Origin of the sequence: Spirillospora sp. NPDC048911, assembly GCF_043198015.1 — a bacterium.
Lineage (GTDB): Bacteria > Actinomycetota > Actinomycetes > Streptosporangiales > Streptosporangiaceae > Spirillospora.
In genome coordinates this window covers 202,983-223,171 of record NZ_JBICUD010000014.1, presented here as the reverse complement: position 1 = coordinate 223,171, position 20,189 = coordinate 202,983, and the positions used below count along the sequence as shown (strand labels likewise).

At 68.5% G+C, this 20,189-nt stretch carries 21 protein-coding genes; 11 read left to right on the top strand and 10 right to left on the bottom strand.

Annotated elements, in window-relative coordinates; all coding sequences use genetic code 11:
• Nucleotides 1–29: 29 nt before the first annotated feature.
• The 4 genes from ACGFNU_RS45640 to ACGFNU_RS45625 all read right to left on the bottom strand — a co-directional run bounded on the left by ACGFNU_RS45640 (nt 30) and on the right by ACGFNU_RS45625 (nt 3,629).
• The gene (locus ACGFNU_RS45640) at nt 30–1,067 is read right to left on the bottom strand and encodes a FecCD family ABC transporter permease (protein WP_392602942.1); all 1,038 of its coding nucleotides are present in this window, start codon (nt 1,065–1,067) and stop codon (nt 30–32) included.
• Complete coding sequence (locus ACGFNU_RS45635) at nt 1,064–2,116, bottom strand: FecCD family ABC transporter permease (RefSeq protein ID WP_392602941.1); 1,053 nt, start codon at nt 2,114–2,116, stop codon at nt 1,064–1,066. Before ACGFNU_RS45635 ends, ACGFNU_RS45640 begins: the two co-directional genes overlap by 4 nt.
• Before the next feature lie 59 nt (nt 2,117–2,175).
• Entirely contained in the window at nt 2,176–2,748 is a 573-nt protein-coding gene (locus ACGFNU_RS45630; protein WP_392602940.1) for a hypothetical protein, read from the bottom strand.
• Nucleotides 2,749–3,035: 287 nt separating this feature from the next.
• Nucleotides 3,036–3,629, bottom strand: a complete 594-nt coding sequence (locus tag ACGFNU_RS45625; RefSeq protein ID WP_392602939.1) for a hypothetical protein — start codon at nt 3,627–3,629, stop codon at nt 3,036–3,038.
• 348 nt (nt 3,630–3,977) lie between these two features.
• Between ACGFNU_RS45625 and ACGFNU_RS45620 the strand changes: the two genes are divergently transcribed.
• Complete coding sequence (locus tag ACGFNU_RS45620) at nt 3,978–5,714, top strand: LLM class flavin-dependent oxidoreductase (protein ID WP_392602938.1); 1,737 nt, start codon at nt 3,978–3,980, stop codon at nt 5,712–5,714.
• 18 nt (nt 5,715–5,732) lie between these two features.
• Nucleotides 5,733–6,449 (top strand): DUF1152 domain-containing protein, encoded by a 717-nt coding sequence (locus tag ACGFNU_RS45615; RefSeq protein ID WP_392602937.1) that lies wholly within the window; start codon nt 5,733–5,735, stop codon nt 6,447–6,449.
• Here ACGFNU_RS45615 and ACGFNU_RS45610 read toward each other — a convergent pair.
• Nucleotides 6,395–9,346, bottom strand: coding sequence for a LuxR C-terminal-related transcriptional regulator (locus ACGFNU_RS45610; RefSeq protein WP_392602936.1), 2,952 nt, complete (start codon nt 9,344–9,346; stop codon nt 6,395–6,397). The two genes, ACGFNU_RS45615 and ACGFNU_RS45610, sit on opposite strands and share 55 nt — an antisense overlap.
• Nucleotides 9,347–9,442: 96 nt before the next feature.
• On the opposite strand from ACGFNU_RS45610, the gene ACGFNU_RS45605 reads away from it, so the two are divergent.
• A complete protein-coding gene (locus tag ACGFNU_RS45605) occupies nt 9,443–10,246 on the top strand; it encodes an SDR family NAD(P)-dependent oxidoreductase (RefSeq protein ID WP_392602935.1) in 804 nt (267 codons plus the stop codon).
• A 55-nt stretch (nt 10,247–10,301) separates the two neighbouring features.
• Here the strand turns inward: ACGFNU_RS45605 and ACGFNU_RS45600 are convergent, their stop codons facing one another.
• The gene (locus tag ACGFNU_RS45600; protein ID WP_392602934.1) at nt 10,302–10,736 is read right to left on the bottom strand and encodes a MarR family winged helix-turn-helix transcriptional regulator; all 435 of its coding nucleotides are present in this window, start codon (nt 10,734–10,736) and stop codon (nt 10,302–10,304) included.
• Nucleotides 10,737–10,805: 69 nt separating this feature from the next.
• On the opposite strand from ACGFNU_RS45600, the gene ACGFNU_RS45595 reads away from it, so the two are divergent.
• Together ACGFNU_RS45595 and ACGFNU_RS45590 are read left to right on the top strand one after the other, a co-directional pair.
• The gene (locus tag ACGFNU_RS45595) at nt 10,806–11,438 is read left to right on the top strand and encodes a maleylpyruvate isomerase family mycothiol-dependent enzyme (protein WP_392602933.1); all 633 of its coding nucleotides are present in this window, start codon (nt 10,806–10,808) and stop codon (nt 11,436–11,438) included.
• 158 nt (nt 11,439–11,596) lie between these two features.
• Entirely contained in the window at nt 11,597–12,256 is a 660-nt protein-coding gene (locus ACGFNU_RS45590) for a hypothetical protein (protein WP_392602932.1), read from the top strand.
• Here ACGFNU_RS45590 and ACGFNU_RS45585 read toward each other — a convergent pair.
• Complete coding sequence (locus ACGFNU_RS45585) at nt 12,239–12,448, bottom strand: hypothetical protein (protein WP_392602931.1); 210 nt, start codon at nt 12,446–12,448, stop codon at nt 12,239–12,241. The genes ACGFNU_RS45590 and ACGFNU_RS45585 overlap by 18 nt on opposite strands.
• A 539-nt stretch (nt 12,449–12,987) precedes the next feature.
• On the opposite strand from ACGFNU_RS45585, the gene ACGFNU_RS45580 reads away from it, so the two are divergent.
• From ACGFNU_RS45580 to ACGFNU_RS45570, 3 genes are all read left to right on the top strand, one after another.
• On the top strand, nt 12,988–14,256 hold the full coding sequence (locus ACGFNU_RS45580; protein WP_392602930.1) for a DUF222 domain-containing protein: 1,269 nt from the start codon (nt 12,988–12,990) through the stop codon (nt 14,254–14,256).
• Nucleotides 14,257–15,025: 769 nt separating this feature from the next.
• On the top strand, nt 15,026–15,310 hold the full coding sequence (locus ACGFNU_RS45575; RefSeq protein ID WP_392602929.1) for a hypothetical protein: 285 nt from the start codon (nt 15,026–15,028) through the stop codon (nt 15,308–15,310).
• Nucleotides 15,311–15,397: 87 nt separating this feature from the next.
• Nucleotides 15,398–16,003 (top strand): hypothetical protein, encoded by a 606-nt coding sequence (locus tag ACGFNU_RS45570; RefSeq protein WP_392602928.1) that lies wholly within the window; start codon nt 15,398–15,400, stop codon nt 16,001–16,003.
• Between the two features lie 46 nt (nt 16,004–16,049).
• On the opposite strand, the gene ACGFNU_RS45565 is transcribed toward ACGFNU_RS45570, so the two are convergent.
• Both ACGFNU_RS45565 and ACGFNU_RS45560 read right to left on the bottom strand, forming a co-directional pair.
• On the bottom strand, nt 16,050–16,307 hold the full coding sequence (locus ACGFNU_RS45565; RefSeq protein ID WP_392602927.1) for a DUF397 domain-containing protein: 258 nt from the start codon (nt 16,305–16,307) through the stop codon (nt 16,050–16,052).
• A gap of 24 nt (nt 16,308–16,331) precedes the next feature.
• Complete coding sequence (locus ACGFNU_RS45560; RefSeq protein ID WP_392602926.1) at nt 16,332–17,189, bottom strand: helix-turn-helix domain-containing protein; 858 nt, start codon at nt 17,187–17,189, stop codon at nt 16,332–16,334.
• Between the two features lie 156 nt (nt 17,190–17,345).
• Between ACGFNU_RS45560 and ACGFNU_RS45555 the strand changes: the two genes are divergently transcribed.
• Nucleotides 17,346–17,744 carry an ATP-binding protein gene (locus tag ACGFNU_RS45555; protein WP_392602925.1) on the top strand — a complete coding sequence of 133 codons (399 nt, stop codon included), beginning with the start codon at nt 17,346–17,348 and terminating at the stop codon, nt 17,742–17,744.
• A gap of 41 nt (nt 17,745–17,785) precedes the next feature.
• On the opposite strand, the gene ACGFNU_RS45550 is transcribed toward ACGFNU_RS45555, so the two are convergent.
• Entirely contained in the window at nt 17,786–18,364 is a 579-nt protein-coding gene (locus tag ACGFNU_RS45550) for a hypothetical protein (RefSeq protein ID WP_392602924.1), read from the bottom strand.
• Between the two features lie 170 nt (nt 18,365–18,534).
• On the opposite strand from ACGFNU_RS45550, the gene ACGFNU_RS45545 reads away from it, so the two are divergent.
• Together ACGFNU_RS45545 and ACGFNU_RS45540 are read left to right on the top strand one after the other, a co-directional pair.
• A complete protein-coding gene (locus ACGFNU_RS45545; RefSeq protein WP_392603013.1) occupies nt 18,535–19,563 on the top strand; it encodes a sensor histidine kinase in 1,029 nt (342 codons plus the stop codon).
• Nucleotides 19,560–20,183: a response regulator gene (locus ACGFNU_RS45540; protein WP_392602923.1), complete on the top strand. Its 624-nt coding sequence runs from the start codon at nt 19,560–19,562 to the stop codon at nt 20,181–20,183. The genes ACGFNU_RS45545 and ACGFNU_RS45540 overlap by 4 nt, the downstream gene beginning before the upstream one ends.
• Nucleotides 20,184–20,189 lie beyond the last annotated feature (6 nt).

Below are 20,189 nucleotides of genomic sequence, written 5' to 3'. Positions count from 1 at the left end.
GCGACGTGTTGAGCGGCCACATGATCTCCTTACCTGAGATTCGCCCGCACCAGCAGATAGACGAGGAAGGGCCCGCCGATCACGGCGGTGACAACGCCGACCGGGAGGGTGACCGGCAGTGCCGTGCGCGCCGCCAGGTCCGCGCCGATCAGCAGCAACGCGCCCACCAGACCGGAGGCGACCAGCGGCGGCGTCGGGAACCTCGCCAGCCGCATCGCCACCTGCGGCGCCACCAGCGCGACGAACGGGACCGGGCCCGCCGCGCTCACCGCCACACCCGCCAGCAGCACCGCGCTCAGCAACATGACCGCCCGCACCAGCGAGTACCGGACGCCCAGGCCCGCGGCGACCTCGTCGCCGAAGTGCAATGGCCTGAACTGGAACGCGGCGCCCGCCACGACGACCATGAGGACGAGCGTGCACCAGAGGGCCATCCGGACCTCGTCCCACGACCGGCCGTCCAGCGAGCCGACCAGCCACGCCTGCGCGCGGGCCACGTCCCTGATGTCGGCCTGGACGAGCAGCCAGCTCGTGATCGCCTCCATCGCGGCGCTTACGGAGATGCCGATGAGGATGAGCCGGAAGCCGTCGATCCCGCGCCGCCACGCTAGGAAGTAGACCAGCAGTCCCGTGCCGAGCCCGCCCGCGAGCGCCGCCGCGGACAGGCTCATGGAGCCGGAGACCGCCGCGGCGGCCCCGCCCGACACCGTCACCAGGAACACCGCGACCGCGCTGGCACCGCCGGTGATCCCCAGGATGTCCGGGCTGGCCAGCGGATTGCGTGCCACAGACTGCAGGATCGCCCCGGCCACTCCCAGCGCGATCCCCACCACGAGCCCGGCCAGGGCACGCGGCATCCGCAGATCCATGATCACGAACCTGTCGACCCGTTCACCCCGGCCGAAGATCGTGGCGACCACCCGGGACAGGCCGATGGGGAAGTCACCGACACCGATGGACAGGCAGAACACCAGAAAAGCGACCATCGCCAAAAGCAGCGTGACAACGAAGAGCCAGGGCCGCCACACGAACGAGACATGACCGAGCCGCACACCCGATGGCTTCATGCGTTCTTGAACTTTCCGCGCCACACGAGGGCCGCGAAGAACGGAGCGCCGAGAAGAGCGACCACAACACCCGCGTCCAGTTCGCCCGGCCGCACGACCAAGCGCCCCACCACGTCGGACACAACCAGGACTACGGCACCGAGCAGACCCGCGTACGGAACCAGCCAGCGATAGTCGGGACCAGCCAGATACCGGGCCACATGGGCCACCATGAGCCCCAGGAAAAGGATCGGCCCGCACGCAGCCGTCGCCGCGCCCGCCAGCAGAGTGATGGCGACGATGCTTATGATCCGGCTAAGCGCAATGTTCACCCCAAGGCCTCGCGCCACGTCGTCCCCCAGATTGAGCAGGTTCAGAGCGGGCAACCTGCTCAAGGCCAGGACGAGCCCGACCGCGATGAACGCGGTCACCGGCCAGATGACCTTGAACCCGACACCCGCCACGGAGCCCGCGTTCCAGAACCGCAACGCGTTCAGCGACGCCTGATCGGACAGCGCGATCGCCGTGGTCATCGCCGCCAGGAACACCGTGATCCCTTGCCCGGCCAGGGCAAGCGTCAGCGGATTACCAGCCCCCCGCCCGATACTCGACAGCCCGAACACCACCACCCCGGCGACCGCCGCGCCCAGAAAGGCGAACCACACATACTCAAACGGATCAGTGAACCCGAACAAGGCGATCGCCGAGACCACCGCGACCGAGGCGCCGGAGTTGATCCCCAGCAGCCCAGTGTCGGCGATCGGGTTGCGCGTGATCCCCTGAATCAACGCCCCGCCGACCCCCAGCGCGACGCCCGCCACGATCGCGAGCACCGTCCGGGGCACCCGCACGGTCTGCACGATGAGCCTGATCTCGCTCAGCCGCTGATCGGACGCCTCTCCGAACAACCCTCGCCAAACATCGCCCGGCCCCAGAGCCCGCGCCCCCACAGCCAGCGAAGCCACCCCCGCGACAACCAGCGCGACCCCAAGCAACCCCAGCCCCAAGACCCGCCGCCGGCGAACCGCCGCGACCCCGGACGCGGGCCGCTTCTCAATGACCGTGCTCATCCACGTCCGGTCCGGCTAGCACTACTTTCCTCCGACATCGGCAGGCAAATAAGGGGAGCCTAACCTAAATGGACGTCATCGCGATCTTCGGCGGCCACGATCGTCGCCGCGAGCGCCATCCGGTGATCCTTGGCCCAGGGCGGCCCCAGCGTCACCCGCGGTCCATAAAGGACTTCCTTGGCTCGCCCGCCCAGGATCGCGGCCGCCTGCTCCTCCACGGTCTTGGCGTCGTACAGGTGGACGGCCCAGCCCCGCGCGCGTGCGATCGCAGCCAGAACCTGGCGATACATGACGGAGTCGGCGCGGCTCTCATACGGGATACGCCGCTGAACCTCGATGTCCTCGGGAAAGTCAAGAGGCCAGGCCCGTAGCGACATCGAGACGATCGGTTCGGGCAGCGCCGATGCGAGCTCGTCGAGCGAGGCCGACGACGCCCGGGCAGCCGACTCCCGCACCCTGGCCACCAACTCCGCGGCCGCGGCATCATCAAGCGACTTGCCCTCATGGTGGACGGGAGCCGTCGCCACACCCGGCTCGACCAGCTCGATCCGCCGCCGACCAACGACCCGGAAGTCATCCGAAGCCGTCACCGCCACAGCCCACCCGAAATGATGAGCCACTCCCAAGCGCATGTTCGCGATTATCCTCACGTCCGGGCCGGCCAGACCAGGCCGCGACCGCGATCCGCCCCGAAAGGCTCCTCGACGTCGCAAGCACCCACCTAGATGAGGGCTGGAAGCCCACGTCGGGCAGGGGCGGGGTGGCAGGCGGTGCAGCGCGGGCCGCCGCAGGCGCATTGGCTGGCGACGCCTCAGGGGATCGGCTCACGAGCAGGCTGTCCGACGTGCGTGGATCCTGACGCACGGAGCGGAAAGGGCCGCTTCCCTGAAGGAGGCGGCCCGTGTTCCGTTCGTTCGGGTCAGGACTTCCAGGGCTTGTAGGTGTACGCACCGTTGATCGCCCACATGCGGTACTGGGCCTTGGGGTGGTTGAAACCAGAACCCCATGGAGTGCTCCATTCGACTTCGGAGCTGATCAGCACGGTCGCCGCCGAGTGCTTCTTGTTGAAGACGATGCGCGGCGAGTTCTTCTCCTCCTTGACGTTGAGATCCGCCCGCTTGAGGTAACTGCTCGCCCGGATGATCCGCACCTTCTTCTTGTTCCAGCAGTACTTCACGGAGGAATGCCAGTCGTAATGCCGGAGTCCGATGACGGTCTTGTAGACGATGTAGCGATCGGCCACCTTGCACTTCTCGCCGCGCTTGGCCGAGGCCACGGACTTGACGGAGCCACCGGTCTCGGCCGCGTACACACTCTGCTGCCGGCCGCTGGTCGCGGTCGAGGTCTGGCCGGACTGCGCGGCGACCTGTCCGGCCGGCTTCGCCGGGGCCTGCTGTCCGGCCACGAGCATTCCGGTGGCCGCCAAACCGCCGATGGTGGCGACACCGACGGTCGCGGCGATCGCGGTGCGGCGACGCGACGGGCGCTGGGGGGACGTGTTTTCCTGGTGCATTTCTGCCTGCCTTCTGGGGTGTCGTTACGGCGATGGGAAAGCCGTTGATTCCGACGTCGAGAAAGCTACTGAAATGCGCACCGGCCGCCCTAGAGCCCTAAGACCTCAGCCGAAGCCGGGTCCTAGGGCCCCAGAGAAGGTCCCGCAGGCCCTGGAGCGGTCATCGTCCGGGCCGGTGAGCGCTGACCCCTGGGAGGCCCCGCTTGCTCCGAGTGCAATGGCAGGCCTGCTCGGCGGTTCCGGCCCCGGTCCGATGCCGGCGGCCGTTGACGTGGCGTCCAATTCGGGTGACGCTGGCTGTGTAAGGCCAGGTAGTTGGCCGTTTCAGGATGGTGGGGGTGATGGGGGGTGCGGTTCTCGATCTTTTACGAGCACCAGCTTCCGCGGCCTTGGGATCATGGGGAGGAGCATCGGCTCTACAAGGACGCGCTGGAGCAGATCGAGATCGCGGATCGGGTGGGCTTCGACTACGTGTGGGAGGTCGAGCACCACTTCCTGGAGGAGTACAGCCACTCGTCGGCGCCGGAGGTCTTTCTGGCGGCGGCGTCGCAGCGTACTAAGCGGATCCGGCTGGGGCACGGGATCGTTCAGCTGCCGCCCAACGTCAACCATCCGGCGCGGGTCGCCGAGCGTGTCGCGACGCTGGATCTCGTGTCGGACGGGCGGGTGGACCTCGGGACCGGGGAAGCGAGCTCCAGTGCGGAGCTGGGCGGTTTCGGGGTACGGCGTACGGAGAAGCGGGAGCAGTGGGCCGATGCGATCGACGCGATCACGCGGATGTTCGTTGAGGAACCGTTCGCGGGCTGGGAGTCCAAGTATCTGCAGATGCCGCCGCGGAACGTGATTCCCAAGACGCTTCAGAAGCCCCATCCGCCGTTGTGGGTCGCGTGCTCGCGGAGAGAGACGATTCATCTTGCCGCGCGGAATGGGGTCGGGGCTTTGTCGTTCTCGTTCGTGGAGCCCGAGGACGCGGCCAAGTGGACGGGTGAGTACTACCGCATCATCGAGTCGGACGAGTGTGTTCCGGCGGGGTTCGCGGTCAATCCCAATGTGACCGTGGTGCTGCCGTTGATGCTGCATGAGGACGAGGCGACTGCGATCGACCGCGGGATTGACGGGGCGCACTTCTTCGGGTTCGCGCTCGCGCATTACTACGGAACCACGCCGCACGATCCTGGGCGTACGGATGTGTGGGCCGAGTTCGAGGAGCGCCGGGCGGCGCGGGGGTTCGACCGGGATCGGATCATCGCGAACGCGGAGACGCTGAACGTCAACGTGGGGTCGTTGAGGGGAGCGGTCGGTACACCTGAGCAGGTGATTGATCTCGTACGGCGATATGAGACGGCCGGGGTCGACCAGGTTGGGTTTGTGCTGCAGTCCGGGCCCAATAGGCACGAGCACATCTGCGAAAGCCTTGAGCTCTTCGGGAAGGCCGTGATGCCGCACTTCCTGGAGGGGCGAGAGGAACGGGAGGCCCGGAAAGCGGAACGGCTCGCACCGGCGATCGAGGCGGCGTTGGCGCGGCGGGCTCCGGCACGGAAGTTGCCTCCTGGGTATCAGATCGATGAAGAGGCCGAACTCGTCAGGGCCAGGCGCGCTCGGCGATCGGGGCGTCCGGCGGGGCTGCGCCCGGTGTTGGCGGTGGTGCGGGACGAGGCACAGGCCACCGCTCGGCGGAGGGTGCAGCGGGGGTTGTTCCGATGGGTGCATGGGCGGCCGGATGCCGAGATCGAGCGGAGGTTCGGTGCTCGGGCACAGCGGGTCTTCTTCGCCGGGATGGCGCGGCAGTACGACCCGTCAATGGCGGCGGGCTTCGAGGGCGAGCTGGAGTTTCGGCTGAAGCGCACGGACGGGACGCAGACCGCGTGGACCATCCAGGTGCGTGGTGGTAAGGCTCGGGCGCGGCAGGGCGAGGCGCGTGAGCCTGCCATCGTTATTGTCACGGGAACCGGCGACTTCTTGCGGGTGTTCGCGGGCGACGCCAATCCAGCCTCGTTGTTGATGGACGGCCGCCTGAAGGTGCGGGGGAATGTCGAGCTGGCGCCGAAGCTGAGTGAGATGTTCGGTGGGCCTTCGCCGTATTGATCCCTTTATTCTTGCTCGATGTTCTCTCTCCAGGAGCCCCCTGTTTTCACGCGCCTGAAGAAGTCCGAGCGCATCCTCGTCGCCGGCGCGGGCGGCGGCTTCGACGTGTACGCGGGCCTGCCGCTCGCCCTCGCGCTCCGTGAGATCGGCAAGGAGGTCCATCTCGCCAGCTTGTCGTTCAGCATGCTCTATGGCCTCGGCACCGATGTGTGGGTGGAGACGGATGTCGCGGCGCTCACGCCGGAGATTCAGGTCCGGGACTGGTACGCGCCTGAGGCGACGCTCGCTTCATGGCTCGACCGTCATGGCGAGCCGTCGACGGTCTATGCGTTCCCGAGGCTGGGCGTGCAGCCGTTGCGTGACGCCTACCGAGTCCTCATCGAACGGCTCGACCTGGACGCCATCGTGCTCGTGGACGGCGGCACCGACATTCTGATGCGCGGCGACGAGTCCGGTCTCGGAACGCCGGCGGAGGACATGGCGAGCCTCGCGGCCGTGCACGGGCTCGATGTGCCGGAAAAGCTCGTGACCTCGCTCGGCTTCGGCATCGACGCGTATCACGGGATCAACCATGTGCAGGTCCTGGAAAACCTGGCGGCGCTCAATCGTGAAGGCGCTTATCTCGGAAGGACACATCGCGACCGACGTGCTGGGTTAGGCAGTGTGGGCCAGGCGGTGGGTCAGGCGGTGAGGGCGGCGAGTTCGGAGCGAGACGTGATGCCCAGCTTGGGATAGGCCTTGTAGAGGTGGTAGGCGACCGTTCTCGGGCTGATGAAAAGCTGGGCGGCGATGTCGCGGTTGGATGCACCTTGGGCGGCGAGACGCGTGATCTGCAGCTCTTGAGGTGTGAGTTTGGCGAAAGCGTCGGGGGTCTCAGAGCCGGACACGGTTGCGCCGGAAGCGCTGAGTTCGGCCCTTGCCCGGGCGGCCCAAGGCGTGGAGTGAAGGTCTTCGAACGTTTGCAGGGCGGCGCTCAAATGTTCTTGCGCGTCGTTCTTGCGGCGGGAACGGCGGAGCCATTCGCCGTAGAGCAGATGGGTCCGGGCTTGTTCGAACGGCCGGGCCTGCAGTTTGAGGGCGCGGAGATAGTGCGGCTCAGGTGAACGTGACGTCATCGCCTGGCAGCGGGCCAGAAGGGCATCGATCCAGGGGCGGTCCAGAGCCTTGGCCCAGCGGGTGTAGAGGGCCAGAGGCGCGGCGGTGGCGTCCGGACGGTTGAGACGGATCGCCGCTTCGATCAGGTCTGGGACGCTTCGTACTACCGCGGCCTGGTGGCGGGTCGGGCCCTGCGCGATGGTCTGGAGCCGGTCGAAGGCCTCCTGGATGCGTCCATGGCCCAGGTCGAGGAGGGCGAGGGCGGCTTGGGCCCAGGTGATCCCCGCCAGCGAGCCCGCCGGGGCGGAGCGGTCGAGCGCCGCGTCCTGGGCGTGCCGGTGGCAGCGGGCCTCGTCGCCTTCGACTGCGGCGAGGAAGGCCAGCGCGCCGGACGTGTAGCTGATCCAGAGCGGCTGGCCGGTGTCGCGGGCGATGCTCAGCCCCTCCGCGCCGCTGATCGCCGCCTCGCGGTAGCGGCCCAGCATGACCTGGGCGAGCGTGAGCAGGCCCAGGCCGGCGGGGACGGCGGAGACCGTGCCGGCGGAACGGGCCCGGGCGGTGAGCTCGGCCGCGATCTCGGCGCACTCCTCGTCGCGCGCGCTCACGAACGACCGGCTCGCGATCTCGATCAGGCCGCGGGGCCCGGAGGCGGCTTTGCGCGCGCGAGCCAGCGTTTCGTCGAGCGGAGGGAAGCCACTGGTGTCGCGTTCGAGCGTGACGGCCGTGCCCCAGCGGGTCAGCCAGGCGACGGGCATGAGGTCGTCGACGGTGTCGAACGCGTCCACGGCTCTGGCGATCAGCTGTCCGTCGGTGGGGGCGGCCCAGGCGGCGTGGAAGGCCCGCACCCGCATCCAGAACGCGCGTTCCGGATCATGTTCGGCGAGTGCGGCGGCTCCGGAACTGAGCAACTCGTACGCGTGGTCAAGTGAGCCCTGGGCAAAGTCGGCCGCCGCCTGGACTTCGACGAGACGTGCCCGGATCGCCGGGTCGTCCACGTCCGGGAACGCGCGTTCGGCCCGGGCGCGTGCCCAGTCGAGGCGTCCGGCGTCCGTCCCGGCCTCGCACGCGAGAGTGAGCCGCCGGATCGCTGCCACCGGGTCCTCGCTCAGCTGCGCGGCGCGTTCATACCCGGCGGCCGCGGCGGCGTGGCCATTGCGGGCGGCGGCACGGGCCGCGGCGCGCTCCAGTCCGTCCGCGACGCGTTCCTCCGGGCCGGTGGCGGCGACGGCCAGGTGCCAGGCGCGGCGGTCGGCGTCGCGCAGCCCTTCATAGGCGGTGGCGAGCGCGGCGTGCGCGGCCAGCCGGAGCGCGAGCGGCGCGCCGTGGTAGACGGCCGCCCGGATGAGCGGATGCCGGAACGTGAACGTGCTGGGGGAGAGGGAGATCAGGCCGCTCTCCTCGGCGGGCTGGAGATCGGCGATGCCCGCGTCCATCGTGGTGGCCGCGCGGAGCAGGACGGGGAGATCTCCGGAGTCGGCGGCCGCCGCGAGCAGCAGCATGGTGCGGGCGGCCACGGGCAGGGCGCGGATCTGGTGGTGGAACGCGTCCTGCACCCGGCTGGTCAGGGGCATCGGGCCGAGCTGGGGCCCGTGGGCGGCCGCGAGCGAGGGCAGTTCCTTGAGAGCCAGCGGGTTGCCGTGCGTCTCGGCGATGAGCCGTTCGATCTCCGCCGTCGGGAGGTCCGTCCCGCGATCGGTGAGCAGGGCGGCCGCGTCGTCGGCGTCCAGGCCCGCCAGCCGCAGCTCGCGGATTCCGGTGGCGTCGAGCGCACCCGCGTAGTCGCGCACCGCGAGGATCAGCGCCACCCCTTCCCGGCCCAGCCGCCGCGCGGCGAACAACAACGCGTCGGTGGACGCCCGGTCCAGCCACTGGGCGTCGTCGATCAGGCAGAGCAGCGGGCCCTGCTCGGCGACCTCGGCCAGCAGCGACAACACGCCCGCACCGATCATGAACCGGTCCCCGGCGGAGCCCCCGCCCAGCCCGAACGCGGCCGACAGCGCGGCCCGCTGCGGCCCCGGCACCGCGTCCATCCGATCCAGGACGGGGGACAGCACCATGTGGAGCCCCGCGAACGGCAACTCGGCCTCCGACTCGATGCCCGCACCGCGCAACACCCGCATGCCCTCGGTGGAGTCGCCGACGCGATCGCCAGTGCGGCCAGCGGTGTGCCGATCGCCAGCGCGGTCGGCGGTGGAGTTGCTGGCGCGGTCGGCGGCGGGGTCGCTGACGCGGTCGCCCACCCAATCGCCGCCTCGGTCGACGGCGGGGCTGGCGGCTTGGCCGGCGGCCTGGTCGGCGGCAGAAGCGGCGGCCGGGTCGGCGGCGGGGGCGGCGGCCCGGGCAGTGGCAGGGTCGGCGGCACGTGCGCCCGCGCGATTGGCGGCGGGGGCGGCTGCCTGGTCGGCGGCGTAGTCCAGGAGGGTCGTCTTGCCGATGCCGGGCTCGCCGCGCAGGATCAGCGCGCCGCTCGTTCCCGTGCGGGCCTCGTCGAGCAACTCGTCGATCGCCCGCCGCTCTGACCTGCGCCCTCGCAACATGCGGCGACCTTATGACAAATGCTGATACGAGTGCTGATTCGCCCTCTCAGCGGTCTCCCTAGATTCGTGTCCACAACGAAGAACGAGGACGAACGCATGAGGGAGAACGAGATGTTGCTGGCGAACAAGAACGCGATCATCTACGGCGCGGGCGGCTTCATCGGCGGCGCGGTGGCCGCGAACTTCGCCCGCGAGGGTGCCCGGGTCTTCCTGGCCGGACGTACCCGCGACAAGCTGGCGGCGATCGCCGACGAGATCACCGGTGCGGGCGGCCGGGCCGAGGTGGCGGTCGTCGACGTCATGGACGAGCAGGCGGTCGACGAGCACACCCAGTCGGTGGTCGACGCCGCGGGCGCGATCGACGTCTCGTTCAACCTCGCGACCCGGGGCGACGTGCAGGGCATCCCGCTGATCGACATGACCACGGCCGACTTCACCCGGCCGGTCGTCACCGGCCTGACAGCGAACTTCATCACCGCCCGCGCCGCCGCCCGCCACATGGTCAAGCGCGGCTCGGGCGTCGTGCTCGCGCTGGACAGCGGATCGGCCGGCGGCAGCCCGATGATGGGCGGCACCGGCCCCGCGGACGGCGCCCTGGACAGCTTCATCCGCAACCTCGCCGCCGAGACCGGCCCGCGCGGCGTCCGCGCCGTCGGCATCTGGACGGCCGGGCTCCCCGAGACGCTCTCCCCGGAACGGATCGCCGAGTTCAGCGGGACGCCCCAGATGGACGACGCCGCGTTCGAGGGCCTCATCAAGAACCTCGACCAGATGCGCATGACGAACCGTTCGCCCCGATTGGCCGAGGTGGCGGCCACCGCGACCTTCCTCGCCTCCGACCACGCCGCCGCCATCACGGGGACGTGGGTCAACACCAGCAGCGGAATGTTCCCCGGCTAAGGGCCCGTCGCCGCTCCATATCGGTGACCCGCCACTGATATGGAGCGGCGAGCGATTACTGGTAAGGGTCGGTTACCTCGCGGAGCTTGGTCAGGGCGCGGCGCAGTTGCGTCGCGTCCTGTTCGCCTAGGTGCTGGGTCCATTCGGCCTCTACTTCGGCCTCCGCCCTGCGTGCGACCGCGACGGCCGCCTCGCCGCGCGGGGCGATCCGCACCAGCCGGGCTCGTGCGTCGGCCGGATCGGGGACGCGCCGGACGTATCCCGCCCGTTCCAGCTGATCGACGAGGAACCCGGCGGTCTGCTTGGTGATCTGGGCCTGCTCGGCCAGCTCGGTCAGCCGTGTGCCGTTCGGCCCGATCCGCGCGAAGACCCGGCCCTGCGCCACCGTCACGTCGCCGAACCCTGCCGTGGCCAGCGCCCGGACGACGCGGCTCTCCATGGCCCGGTAGGCGATGAAGCACAGCAGCCCCAGGTTGGGTTCGTCGCTCATCCGACCCCTTGACCAGGCAGTCTTACTGGCGAATATTAGTAAGAGAATCGTACCAAACTGGGGGTCGTCATGAACCGTGACGAGGTATGGGAAACGATCGATGACCAGCGGCGCAGCCTCGCCGACCTCTTCGATGACCTGGCCGACCACGAGTGGGAGGCCCCGTCCCTCTGCGCCGCCTGGCGCGTCCGCGACGTCGCCGCCCACCTCACGCTCGCCCACACCGGCATGGGGCCCGCCGTCCTCGGCCTGCTGCGCGCCCGCGGCAACGTCAACCGCATGATCCGCGACACCGCGCTGCGCCAGGCCGAGCTTCCCGTCGACAGTTACGCGCCCATGCTCCGCGAGATGGTTGGCTCGCGTGCGAAAGCGCCTGGTGTCACCGAGATGGAGCCGCTCATCGACGTCCTCGTCCACGGCCAGGACATCGCCATCCCTCTTTCGCGCACCCGCCCCATGCCGCCCGAGGCCGCGGCCGCCGCCGCGTCCCGCGTCTGGCCCAAGCTCTGGCCCTTCCGGGCGGAACGCAGGCTGCACGGCATGAAGCTCGTCGCGACCGACCACAGTTGGACGGCAGGCGAAGGGCTCCTGGTCGAGGGTCCGATCTCGGCGGTTCTTCTGCTCCTGACCGGCCGCAGAGCCGCCCTCACGATGCTCGCAGGCCCCGGCGTTCCCAAACTGGAAGCCCGGCTGGCCGCCTGATCCGAGGTCCCCGACCCGCGGAAATTGGGCCCCAGGGCCCTGTTTCGCGTGGTGGCCGATTCATAGCGTTCACGGATGCAAGGACCACTCCTTCATCCCCCATGAAGGTCCGCTCTCTCGCGTCCGGCCGAAGGCCCCGCGATGACGGAGGTGGCGGCATGGACACATACCGCTGGGACGATCGCCAACTGCTCCATCACTGCGCCGAAATGGACGCCGACTCGCGTCGGCACGAGGCCCGCGTGAAGACGCCCGAGGACGTCGCGCTGCGCGAACATCTCGTCCAGTTGTCAGACATACAGTTCGACGGCGCCCGGCTAGGTCTTCTGCTGAGCTGGACATCTTTCACAGCCCCGCGCACGAGCGCCTTCACGGCGAGGCTCGACGCGAACATGTCCAAACCTTGGCCGGAATTGCTGCCCCACGCCGGAATCCCCGACGGCGGAATCTTCCCAAGCCACGAGGCGCGGCGGCGCACATACTGGCAGCCGGCCGCGAACGCGCCGCCCGCCCTGCACCTCGCGTGGTTGCTGCAGAGTCTCGCCAGTGAACTCTGGGCCTTCAGGGCCGCGCGGCTCGATCTCCACAGGCTGGACGTGGTGGACGCGGCGTACGCGGACATCGTCGTCTACCGCGGGGCCCTCTGTACGGTCCGTGTCCAGATCGCGGACCGCGTCGACCCGCTCGACTTCCCAGGCGTGCTCATCCGGGAGAGCCTCGAAGACCACTTCCGCGCGAACGACCGTCACGACCGTGACGACCATCGTGACCGCTGTGATCGTCGCGACGACCTGATCGACCTACGCCACCGGCTTTAGGTACTCGATCACGCTACGGGCGTTCTGCGGATCGGCGTGCCTTCGCTTCGAACTTGGCGGCGACAAAGAAAGCTCTGAGGCTTGGAGTATGCGCATGCCCACGCGGATGCGCATGCCCACGCGGATGCGCATGCCCACGCGGATGCGCATGCCCACGCGGATGCGCATGCCCACGCGGATGCGCATGCCCATCCGCGTGGGCATATGCACCTGCGGGTTAGTGCTAATTGCTTTGCCGCTTCGCGGTTGGCGGCGGAGGTCACCCCTCTGGCGCACCATTCTGTCCGGCTGCGGGTTGGCGGGGCTGGAGACCTAAAAGCGGCATCGACAAGAAAGGAGGGGGCGGGGCGGGGGCTCGTTCGGGCGTGGGGTTTCCTGGTGGCTGAGGTTCGTGCCCTGGCCGCGCGGAGCGCGGATTGTGTCGGCCGCCCCAGGTAGCCGCCTGGCTGCCCCCTTTCGCGCATGGTCAGACTCCCGCAACCTCAGCCAACGTGACCCCACCTCCGACAAGGCCGCAGATATGCGCAAACGGTCATTTCGGCGTCGCTCAACCGTGCACCTGGTTCAGCCGGCTTAATCTCTGACTCACCCGCCCGCAACCACGCACAAACCGTTGGACGACCACCCACCTAAAGGTTCCAAGATAGGGGTGGCCAGGTACGGCCATAACAATCATTGAAATGGATCTCACCATCGCCGGAAATGACAGTGAGTAGCGATACAATGACGGTATGAATTCGATCGTCCCGGGCCAAGCCTTGGAGACCGCCTCCACCCTGCAATTGGTGGAGGCGGCCGCCGCGATCGCTACTGAACTTGCCCGCCGTCCCGTCCTTGAGACGGGTGGGGCGGCGATGGGGTCGGCCGAAACCCTGGCGACCGTGATCGACCAGCACGAGTACGCGCTGGCCGGAATGATCGGTGTGGTGGATCGGGCCGGTGCGCACAAGGACTGGGGGTTCGCCTCCACGTCGGCGTGGCTGCGCTGCAAGATGGGCATGCGCGATGGCCGCGCCACCGAGCGTCTCACCCTGGCCCGCCAACTGCACCGCCTGCAGCAGGTGCCCGCCCGGATGGCCGCCGGGACCCTGTCGTATGGATATGCGGTGGTCGTCGCCGACGCGGTGCAGCGGCTGGACGATGCAGGCTGCGTAGCGGGCGAGGAGATCTTGCTGACGGCTGCTGGCAAGGGGGTGTCGGTGTGCAAAGTCGCCAAGGCGGGCGACAAGCTGCATGATCTGGTGGCCGAGGTCACCGGCACCGACACGCCACCCGAAGAGGCCAAGCGCGGGTTCAACCGGTCGTGGATCACCATGCACCGGTCGCTGGACGGCGGTCGTTTCATCAAGGGCTGGTTGAACGCCGAGGACGGCGCCATCGTCGACGCCGCCACCGCACACCTGGCCAAACCCGCCGGATCCGAAGACCGCCGGGACCTGGCTGAGCGGACCGCCGCCGCACTCACCACCGTCCTGTCCCAAGGCCACCGAGACAGCAACCTCACCGTCATCGCCCACCTGGAAACCTTGACCGGCAGTGACACACCCGGCCGGTTGCGCGACGGCACGCCGATCCCTGCCGAGCAGATCCGGCGGATGGCTTTGAACGCCAAGATCTCCACGCTGATCCTGGGCGCCGGTGGGGTGCCGCTGTATCTGGGGTACACCGCCCGGATCGCCAGCCCTGGCCAACGCAAAGTCCTGGAAACCCAATACGACACCTGCGCGGTGTGGGGTTGTGAAGTACCCGGCTTCCTGTGCGAGATCGACCATGTGGACGGGTGGGCGCTGGGCAACAGTCCCACCGACATCAACAAACTCGCCCTGTGCTGTGGGTGGCACAACCGGTGGAAACACGCCAACCCCAAACAAATGCACATCAGCAACGACGACGGATGCTTCGTCTACCGGACGCTGCCACCCCTCGGAGCACACGGCTCCAGACGAAGACCGTCCGACCAGGCTGACAATCCGTGGTGGAATCCCCACCACGCGGCCTGAACCCCACCCCATAGCACCAGCCTGCAGCCCGGCGCCTAGCGCACCGGGCTACAGGCGCGCCCTCTACCCGCATAACCGCTTTCACCCGTGGCCCACAACCGCTTTCACCCGTGGCCCACAGTTGCGCCAGCCAACCCTTGCCATAAGCCACCCGCCCTCGCCACCACCACAGACCCCAACGGCGACCGCCAACCAACGGTGCGCGGCCACCACCACATTGGCCAGCCTCGCGCGCACTCCGTGGGCCACAGCAGCCATAAGTACGACCGCCACCCAGCAGCACCAGCACTACCGAGCAGCATCAGCACTCCCCACGCGCAGCGCGGCAAGCCCTTCCGCCACCACAGCATGTGCGGTCACACCAGCGCATTGGCCCTGCCCCCGGCTCACCTCGCCGCCGAGTTTGAACCCAACTCCGCGATGGTCCGCAGACGGGCGACTGGCCGTGCAAGAGGGGTGGCCGATGCCGAGTGTGCGGGGCCTGGAGCGGGTGCCAGCGTGAGCGTGGCCGCGACGCGGCAGCAGGCTCTTCCCGCACCGCGCGGCCACGCCCTTCGCTACCACCGGATGTGCGGTCGGGTTGGCGCGGCGCCTCTGTCCTCGACTTTCCAGGCGTGCCATCCGGGAGAGCCTTGAAGGCCACTTTCGCGCGAACGACCGCCGAGACGGCCTGGTCGACCTGCGCCACCAGCTCTAGATCATCCCCGGCTATGCTGCCGCAGCTTGCGAAGAGTCCAGGTAAATGAGGCATACGTGTACAAGAGCGTTCGTGGCGCTGGCGAACGCGGCGCCCGGCTGGCGCATCACCGCCACACCGGACAAGAACGCCGGACTGCGGGACGTGGCGGTCATCAACGCCAAGGACGCATGGGCGGTCGGCTACGAGGTCGTCAAGGGGGACGCGGCGCCGCTGGTCCGCCGCTGGAACGGCCGAACGTGGCGGAAGCTCGCCCTCCCGGCCGCGGCCAAAGGCGCGTACCTCTTCAGCGTGAGCGCCTCGTCCAGCAAGAACGTCTGGATCGGCGGATCCGACGGCCACGGCAAACAGTTCTAGCTGCGCTGGAACGGAAGCTGGAAGGTCCTCAGCCAGAAAGCAAGCAGCCACACGACGCCCGAGCTCCTCGCACTGAGCAAGAACGACGTGTGGAGCTTCGCCAGGGCGGGTGACGGCCCGTTCCGCGCGGACATCCGTCATTTCAACGGACGGCGGTGGTCCAAGGTCCGCGCGCCCGGCTTCTTCGACCAGGTGAGCGCGCGTTCGAGCAAGGACATCTGGGCGACCGGCTGGATCAACGGGACCAAGGGCCCCATCGCCAGCGTCTTCCGCTGGAACGGCAAGTCGTGGAAGAGGCAGGCCGCCACGCTGGGATCGAACGGCCAGTTCAACGACATTTTGGCCAAGGGAAGCCGGGACGTCTGGTCCGTCGGCAGCCGGTCGAACGCCTCCGTGCTCCTGCACTGGAACGGCAAGACCTGGAAGAAGGTGTCGACGCCAAGCGTCCGAGGCGGCCTTACCGGCCTCGTCGATGACGGCGCGGGCGGCTTCTGGGCGCAGGGACGCGGCAAGTTCTACCACTACCGCGCGGGGCGCTGGGCGACGAAGACCTTCCCCTCCCGCAAGCCCTTCACGACCGTCGTCTCCGCGCTCGCGCGAGTCCCGAAGACGACCTCGATCTGGGCCGTTGGCGCCCTTGAGGACCGACGCCAGGTCAACGCCGCCGACGTGATCCTCAAGTACGGCAAGTAGAACGAGCCGCCCGGCGGGACCAACCTCCCGCCGGGCAACGGCCGTCTCAGAGAGCCTTGACCCGAGTGAGGAACGCCGCCCACTCCGCTTGCGTGAACGCCAGCACGGGCCCATCAGGGTCGGTCGAGTCCCGGGTGGCGATGACCCGATCAACTGCCGCCACCTCGACGCACGTTCCTTCAGTGCCGCCGCTGTGGCTGCTCTTGCGCCACACGGCCGCCACCTCGACACACGTACCCTCTGCGCTGCCACTGCTGTGGCTGCTCTTGCGCCAATTGGCCGACGACAGGTCAAACTCGATCATGTAGTTCTTCCTCCGCGCGGGGGCTCAGCCTAGATCCGACATTACGCGGCGGATCAGCTCTAGGGAATCTGCCGCTGACAGTGCAGCTGCACAGAGGTGTTCGAAGGCTAGGCGGTGCCTGCTGATGTCTTCTGTCTCTTCTAGGTACCAACTGTGGGTGAGGCACTCGACCAAGACGATCGGCAGCGTGCCTGATTCTCCGATGTCCAAGAGAGTGAAGGCGCCATTGTTGCCGGGGTGTGCGCCAGCGGCGAAGGGCAGCACCTGAAGTGTGACCATGCCGTTCATTGAAGCTTCCCAAAGGTATTGAAGCTGGTCGCGTAGGGTGGTTGTGTCTCCGAACGGGCGGTGCAGTACCGCCTCGTCGACGATCGACCAGAGGAGCGGCGGTTGATCGCCCGCCAGAATATTCTTTCGTGCCATCCGTATGGTCACCTGCTCTTCAACTACCTGAGAAGAGATGAATGGGTTGGCTTTGATCATTGCTCGTGCGTACTCGGGCGTCTGGAGCAGGCCGGGCACGTTCTGAGATTCGAATGATCGGATGGCGTTGGCGTCGTCTTCGAGGCTTATGTAGTCGAGGAGGGACGGCGCTATGCGGTCCTGGTAGTCGAGCCACCAGCCCTTCTTGGCGGCGTCGCGGCGCAGGGTGATGAGGGCGTGGCGGAGCTTCTCGTCGGTGACCGCGTACGCGTCGAGCATGAAGGTCAGCTCGCCGTGCGTCAGGCCCTGGACGCCGCGTTCGATCTTGCTGAGGGCGGACGCCTGGCGGCCGAGGCGGCGGGCGGCGGCTTCTAACTTCATGCCGCTGCTCTCGCGGAGGCGCCGGAGCTCGTGACCGAGGCGGAGTCGCCGGACGGTCGGGCGGGGGGACACGGCCATGAGGCCCATACTGACCGGTTACGCTCCGCGATGTCGCGAGTTCAGGCCGTAAGACAATTGTCGATTGAGACTATTGGCGATTTCCTCGTTCGGGGTCGTGTTCACCTTCACGTCCGGTCAGGGTTCGGGTGATGCCGAACGAAGGGAAGGTGGGCGATGAAGGTGGCCACGGACGAGGCTCCGGCCGTGCTCGGGGTCGTGACGGTGCCCGGGATGCCGCGCGCGGTGCAGGCGGTGCGCCGGTTCGCCATGGAGCTTCTGACCGAACGTCCGTTCCGGGACGATCTGGTGCTCTGCCTGAGCGAGTTGGTCACCAATGCCGTGGTGCACACGGCGAGCGGACGCGGCGGGCACGTGACGGTGGCGATCACGGAGGGCGGCGAAGGCGTTCAGGTGGATGTCAGCGATGACGGCGGGACGGGGGTTCCGGAGATCTGCCATGAGGCCGAAGGGGTCAGCGGCCGTGGGCTGCGGCTCGTCGAGGGGCTCGCGGGTTCCTGGGGCGTTCGCGTCTCACGTGAGGGAACGACGGTGTGGTTCACGATGGACCGGTGACGAGGGCCGGTCACCTCCCCAGCGGGAGGTGACCGCTTTCCTCAGGCGTAGGCGGGTTCGCGAACGTGCATTGACCACAGGGCCAGGGCGAGCCAGATGATGCCCGTTCCGGCGACCATGTGGCCGCTGCGGTTGACCACGGCGGGCAGGACGAAGCCCAGGCAGACGGGCGCGAAGCCGATGACGAAGAGCGCTGACGCCGGGCGGGGGACGACTCCGGCGCGGTACATGGCCACGCCGAAGAGCACTGTGCCTGCGAGGGTCAGGAGGGCTGCTCCGATGAACGGCAGCTTGTGTGATCCGGACAGGAGGCTCTCTACTTCGGCCTTCTCCATGTGGACCAGCACGAAGTTGCGGGCGTATGCGGCACCGGCGAAGAGGGCCAGGCCGATGTAGTTGAGCATGAATGCGACGGCGCCGTATCTGCCTAGGTCCTGGCGTTGAGCCAGGTAGAGGCCTGCCAGGAACGCCAGGCCGAAGGCTGGTGACAGGCCGTTGAGGTAGCCGCTGGCAGTCGTCTTGTCTCCGGCGAGAAGTTCACTGAGGCCGCCCAAGGCGATGGATACGCCGCAGATGACGCCTGCGAGTGCGCTGAGGCGGAGCAACGAGGTTGTTGGCACGGAGGGCTCCTTCCCTGAGTGCCTCGAACGTAGAAAGCTCGCTCTGGCGGGGTGAGTGCCTTGCGGCTGAAGTGCCCATGACCTTTGGCCAATGTTCTCGGCGTCCCGTATCAGCGGGCCTCCGTGGCTCTTAGTCTGGGCGCATGCCGCGTATGGCCTCGTGGTTGGCGATGTTTCTGTACGTCACCGTTCTGGTGGCGGGACTGTATTCGGCGGTCGCCGGGCTGTGCCCGTTCGATCTGCGGACGGTGGGCTTCGTCGGGGCGCTGCTGGTGTTGGTGACGCTCGAAGCGCTGCGGCGGGGGCCGGCGGGTCTCATGCTGGCGGTGCGCGGCGGGCTCTATGTGGCGGTGGCCCTGCTCGACTGCTCAGGCATGGGGCGAGCGTTGTTGCTGCTCATTCCGTTCGTCGGTTACTTCGTCCTGGGCCGGAGGGCGGGGTATGGGCTGGCCGTGTTGTGCCTCGGCGGTGTAGTGGCGGCGCTCTCTACCCGGCCCGGCTGGTACGAGGACACCGAGGCGATCTCGGATCTGCTGATGTTCGTGATCGGGCTCGTCTTCGCGGTCGCGATGGCGGCGGTCGCCCACCGGCATGCCGAGCAGGCGGCGGCGCTCGCCACGGCGGCCGAACGTCACCGGCTCGCCAGGGACATCCATGACAACGTGGGCCACCATCTGACCGTGATCTCCGTCCAGTTGGAGAAGTCGGCGGCCTTCCGCGCCATCGACGCGGACGCGGCCGATCAGGCGCTCACGGACGCCAGAGAGTCGGCGCGGCTCGCCCTGGAGGACGTGCGGCGGTCGGTGGGGATGCTCAGGGCACAGGGGCAGTTCTCGCTGGCGGCGGCACTGACCGCGCTGGTCGGGCGGTTCGGCGCGGCTGTGACGCTCGATATCCGGGGGGACGAATCGGTGGTCGACGGGACGGCTCTGCCGGTGCTCTACCACGCCGCTCAGGAAAGCCTCACCAACGCCCATCGCCATGCCTGCGCCGATCGTGTGACCGTGGAGGTCGAGTTGGGGAGGCGGGAGGCGCGTCTGGTGGTCGCCGACGACGGCAAGGGTTTCGCGGCAAGGACCGAGGGCTTCGGGCTGCGGGGCATGCGGGAGCGGCTGGAGCTCGTGGGCGGCTCGCTCCGCGTCGACAGCGTCCTCGGCGAAGGCACGCGAGTCACCGCGACCGTGCCGGGATCGCGATGAACGACGTCCGGGTGCTCGTCGCCGATGACCAGCGGCTGATCCGCGAGGGCATCGGCTCGCTGCTGGACCTGCAGCCCGGGGTGGCCGTGGTGGGGGTGGCCGAGGACGGCAGGGAGGCGGTCGAACGGGCGCTCGCGCTCGCCCCCGACGTCGTCCTCATGGACGTGCGCATGCCGGTGATGGACGGCGTGGAGGCCACCTCGCTGCTGCGGGACAAGTGCCGGATCCTGATGCTGACCACGTTCGACGACGAGGAGTACGTGGTCGCCGCGTTGCGGGCGGGCGCGAGCGGCTATCTCCTCAAGGACCTGCCCGCCGCCGAGCTGGCGCAGGCGGTGCGCATGGTGCACGCGGGGGTCGACCAGTTCGCTCCGGCCGTGACGGGGCGCCTGCTGGGGGCCGTCCGGGACGTGCCCCGCAAGGCGGACGTCGCGCTCACCGGCCGGGAGCTCGATGTGATCCGGCTGATCGCGTCCGGTGCCTCCAACCGCGAGATCGCCGCGCGCCTCTACGTCAGCGAGGGCACGGTCAAGAACCACGTCTCCAGCATCCTGACCCGGCTCGGCCTGCGCGACCGTACGCAGGCCGCGATCTACGCCCACGACCACGGCCTGCTCTGAGCCGCC

What these genes read in the sequence shown, in the direction of transcription:
- ACGFNU_RS45640 (WP_392602942.1), bottom strand. Translation starts at nt 1,067, where the DNA reads ATGAAGCCATCGGGTGTGCGGCTCGGTCATGTCTCGTTCGTGTGGCGG.
- ACGFNU_RS45635 (WP_392602941.1), bottom strand. Translation starts at nt 2,116, where the DNA reads ATGAGCACGGTCATTGAGAAGCGGCCCGCGTCCGGGGTCGCGGCGGTT.
- ACGFNU_RS45630 (WP_392602940.1), bottom strand. Translation starts at nt 2,748, where the DNA reads ATGCGCTTGGGAGTGGCTCATCATTTCGGGTGGGCTGTGGCGGTGACG.
- ACGFNU_RS45625 (WP_392602939.1), bottom strand. Translation starts at nt 3,629, where the DNA reads ATGCACCAGGAAAACACGTCCCCCCAGCGCCCGTCGCGTCGCCGCACC.
- ACGFNU_RS45615 (WP_392602937.1), top strand. Translation starts at nt 5,733, where the DNA reads ATGTTCTCTCTCCAGGAGCCCCCTGTTTTCACGCGCCTGAAGAAGTCC.
- ACGFNU_RS45610 (WP_392602936.1), bottom strand. Translation starts at nt 9,346, where the DNA reads ATGTTGCGAGGGCGCAGGTCAGAGCGGCGGGCGATCGACGAGTTGCTC.
- ACGFNU_RS45605 (WP_392602935.1), top strand. Translation starts at nt 9,443, where the DNA reads ATGAGGGAGAACGAGATGTTGCTGGCGAACAAGAACGCGATCATCTAC.
- ACGFNU_RS45600 (WP_392602934.1), bottom strand. Translation starts at nt 10,736, where the DNA reads ATGAGCGACGAACCCAACCTGGGGCTGCTGTGCTTCATCGCCTACCGG.
- ACGFNU_RS45595 (WP_392602933.1), top strand. Translation starts at nt 10,806, where the DNA reads ATGAACCGTGACGAGGTATGGGAAACGATCGATGACCAGCGGCGCAGC.
- ACGFNU_RS45590 (WP_392602932.1), top strand. Translation starts at nt 11,597, where the DNA reads ATGGACACATACCGCTGGGACGATCGCCAACTGCTCCATCACTGCGCC.
- ACGFNU_RS45585 (WP_392602931.1), bottom strand. Translation starts at nt 12,448, where the DNA reads ATGGGCATGCGCATCCGCGTGGGCATGCGCATCCGCGTGGGCATGCGC.
- ACGFNU_RS45580 (WP_392602930.1), top strand. Translation starts at nt 12,988, where the DNA reads ATGAATTCGATCGTCCCGGGCCAAGCCTTGGAGACCGCCTCCACCCTG.
- ACGFNU_RS45565 (WP_392602927.1), bottom strand. Translation starts at nt 16,307, where the DNA reads ATGATCGAGTTTGACCTGTCGTCGGCCAATTGGCGCAAGAGCAGCCAC.
- ACGFNU_RS45560 (WP_392602926.1), bottom strand. Translation starts at nt 17,189, where the DNA reads ATGGCCGTGTCCCCCCGCCCGACCGTCCGGCGACTCCGCCTCGGTCAC.
- ACGFNU_RS45555 (WP_392602925.1), top strand. Translation starts at nt 17,346, where the DNA reads ATGAAGGTGGCCACGGACGAGGCTCCGGCCGTGCTCGGGGTCGTGACG.
- ACGFNU_RS45545 (WP_392603013.1), top strand. Translation starts at nt 18,535, where the DNA reads ATGTTTCTGTACGTCACCGTTCTGGTGGCGGGACTGTATTCGGCGGTC.
- ACGFNU_RS45540 (WP_392602923.1), top strand. Translation starts at nt 19,560, where the DNA reads ATGAACGACGTCCGGGTGCTCGTCGCCGATGACCAGCGGCTGATCCGC.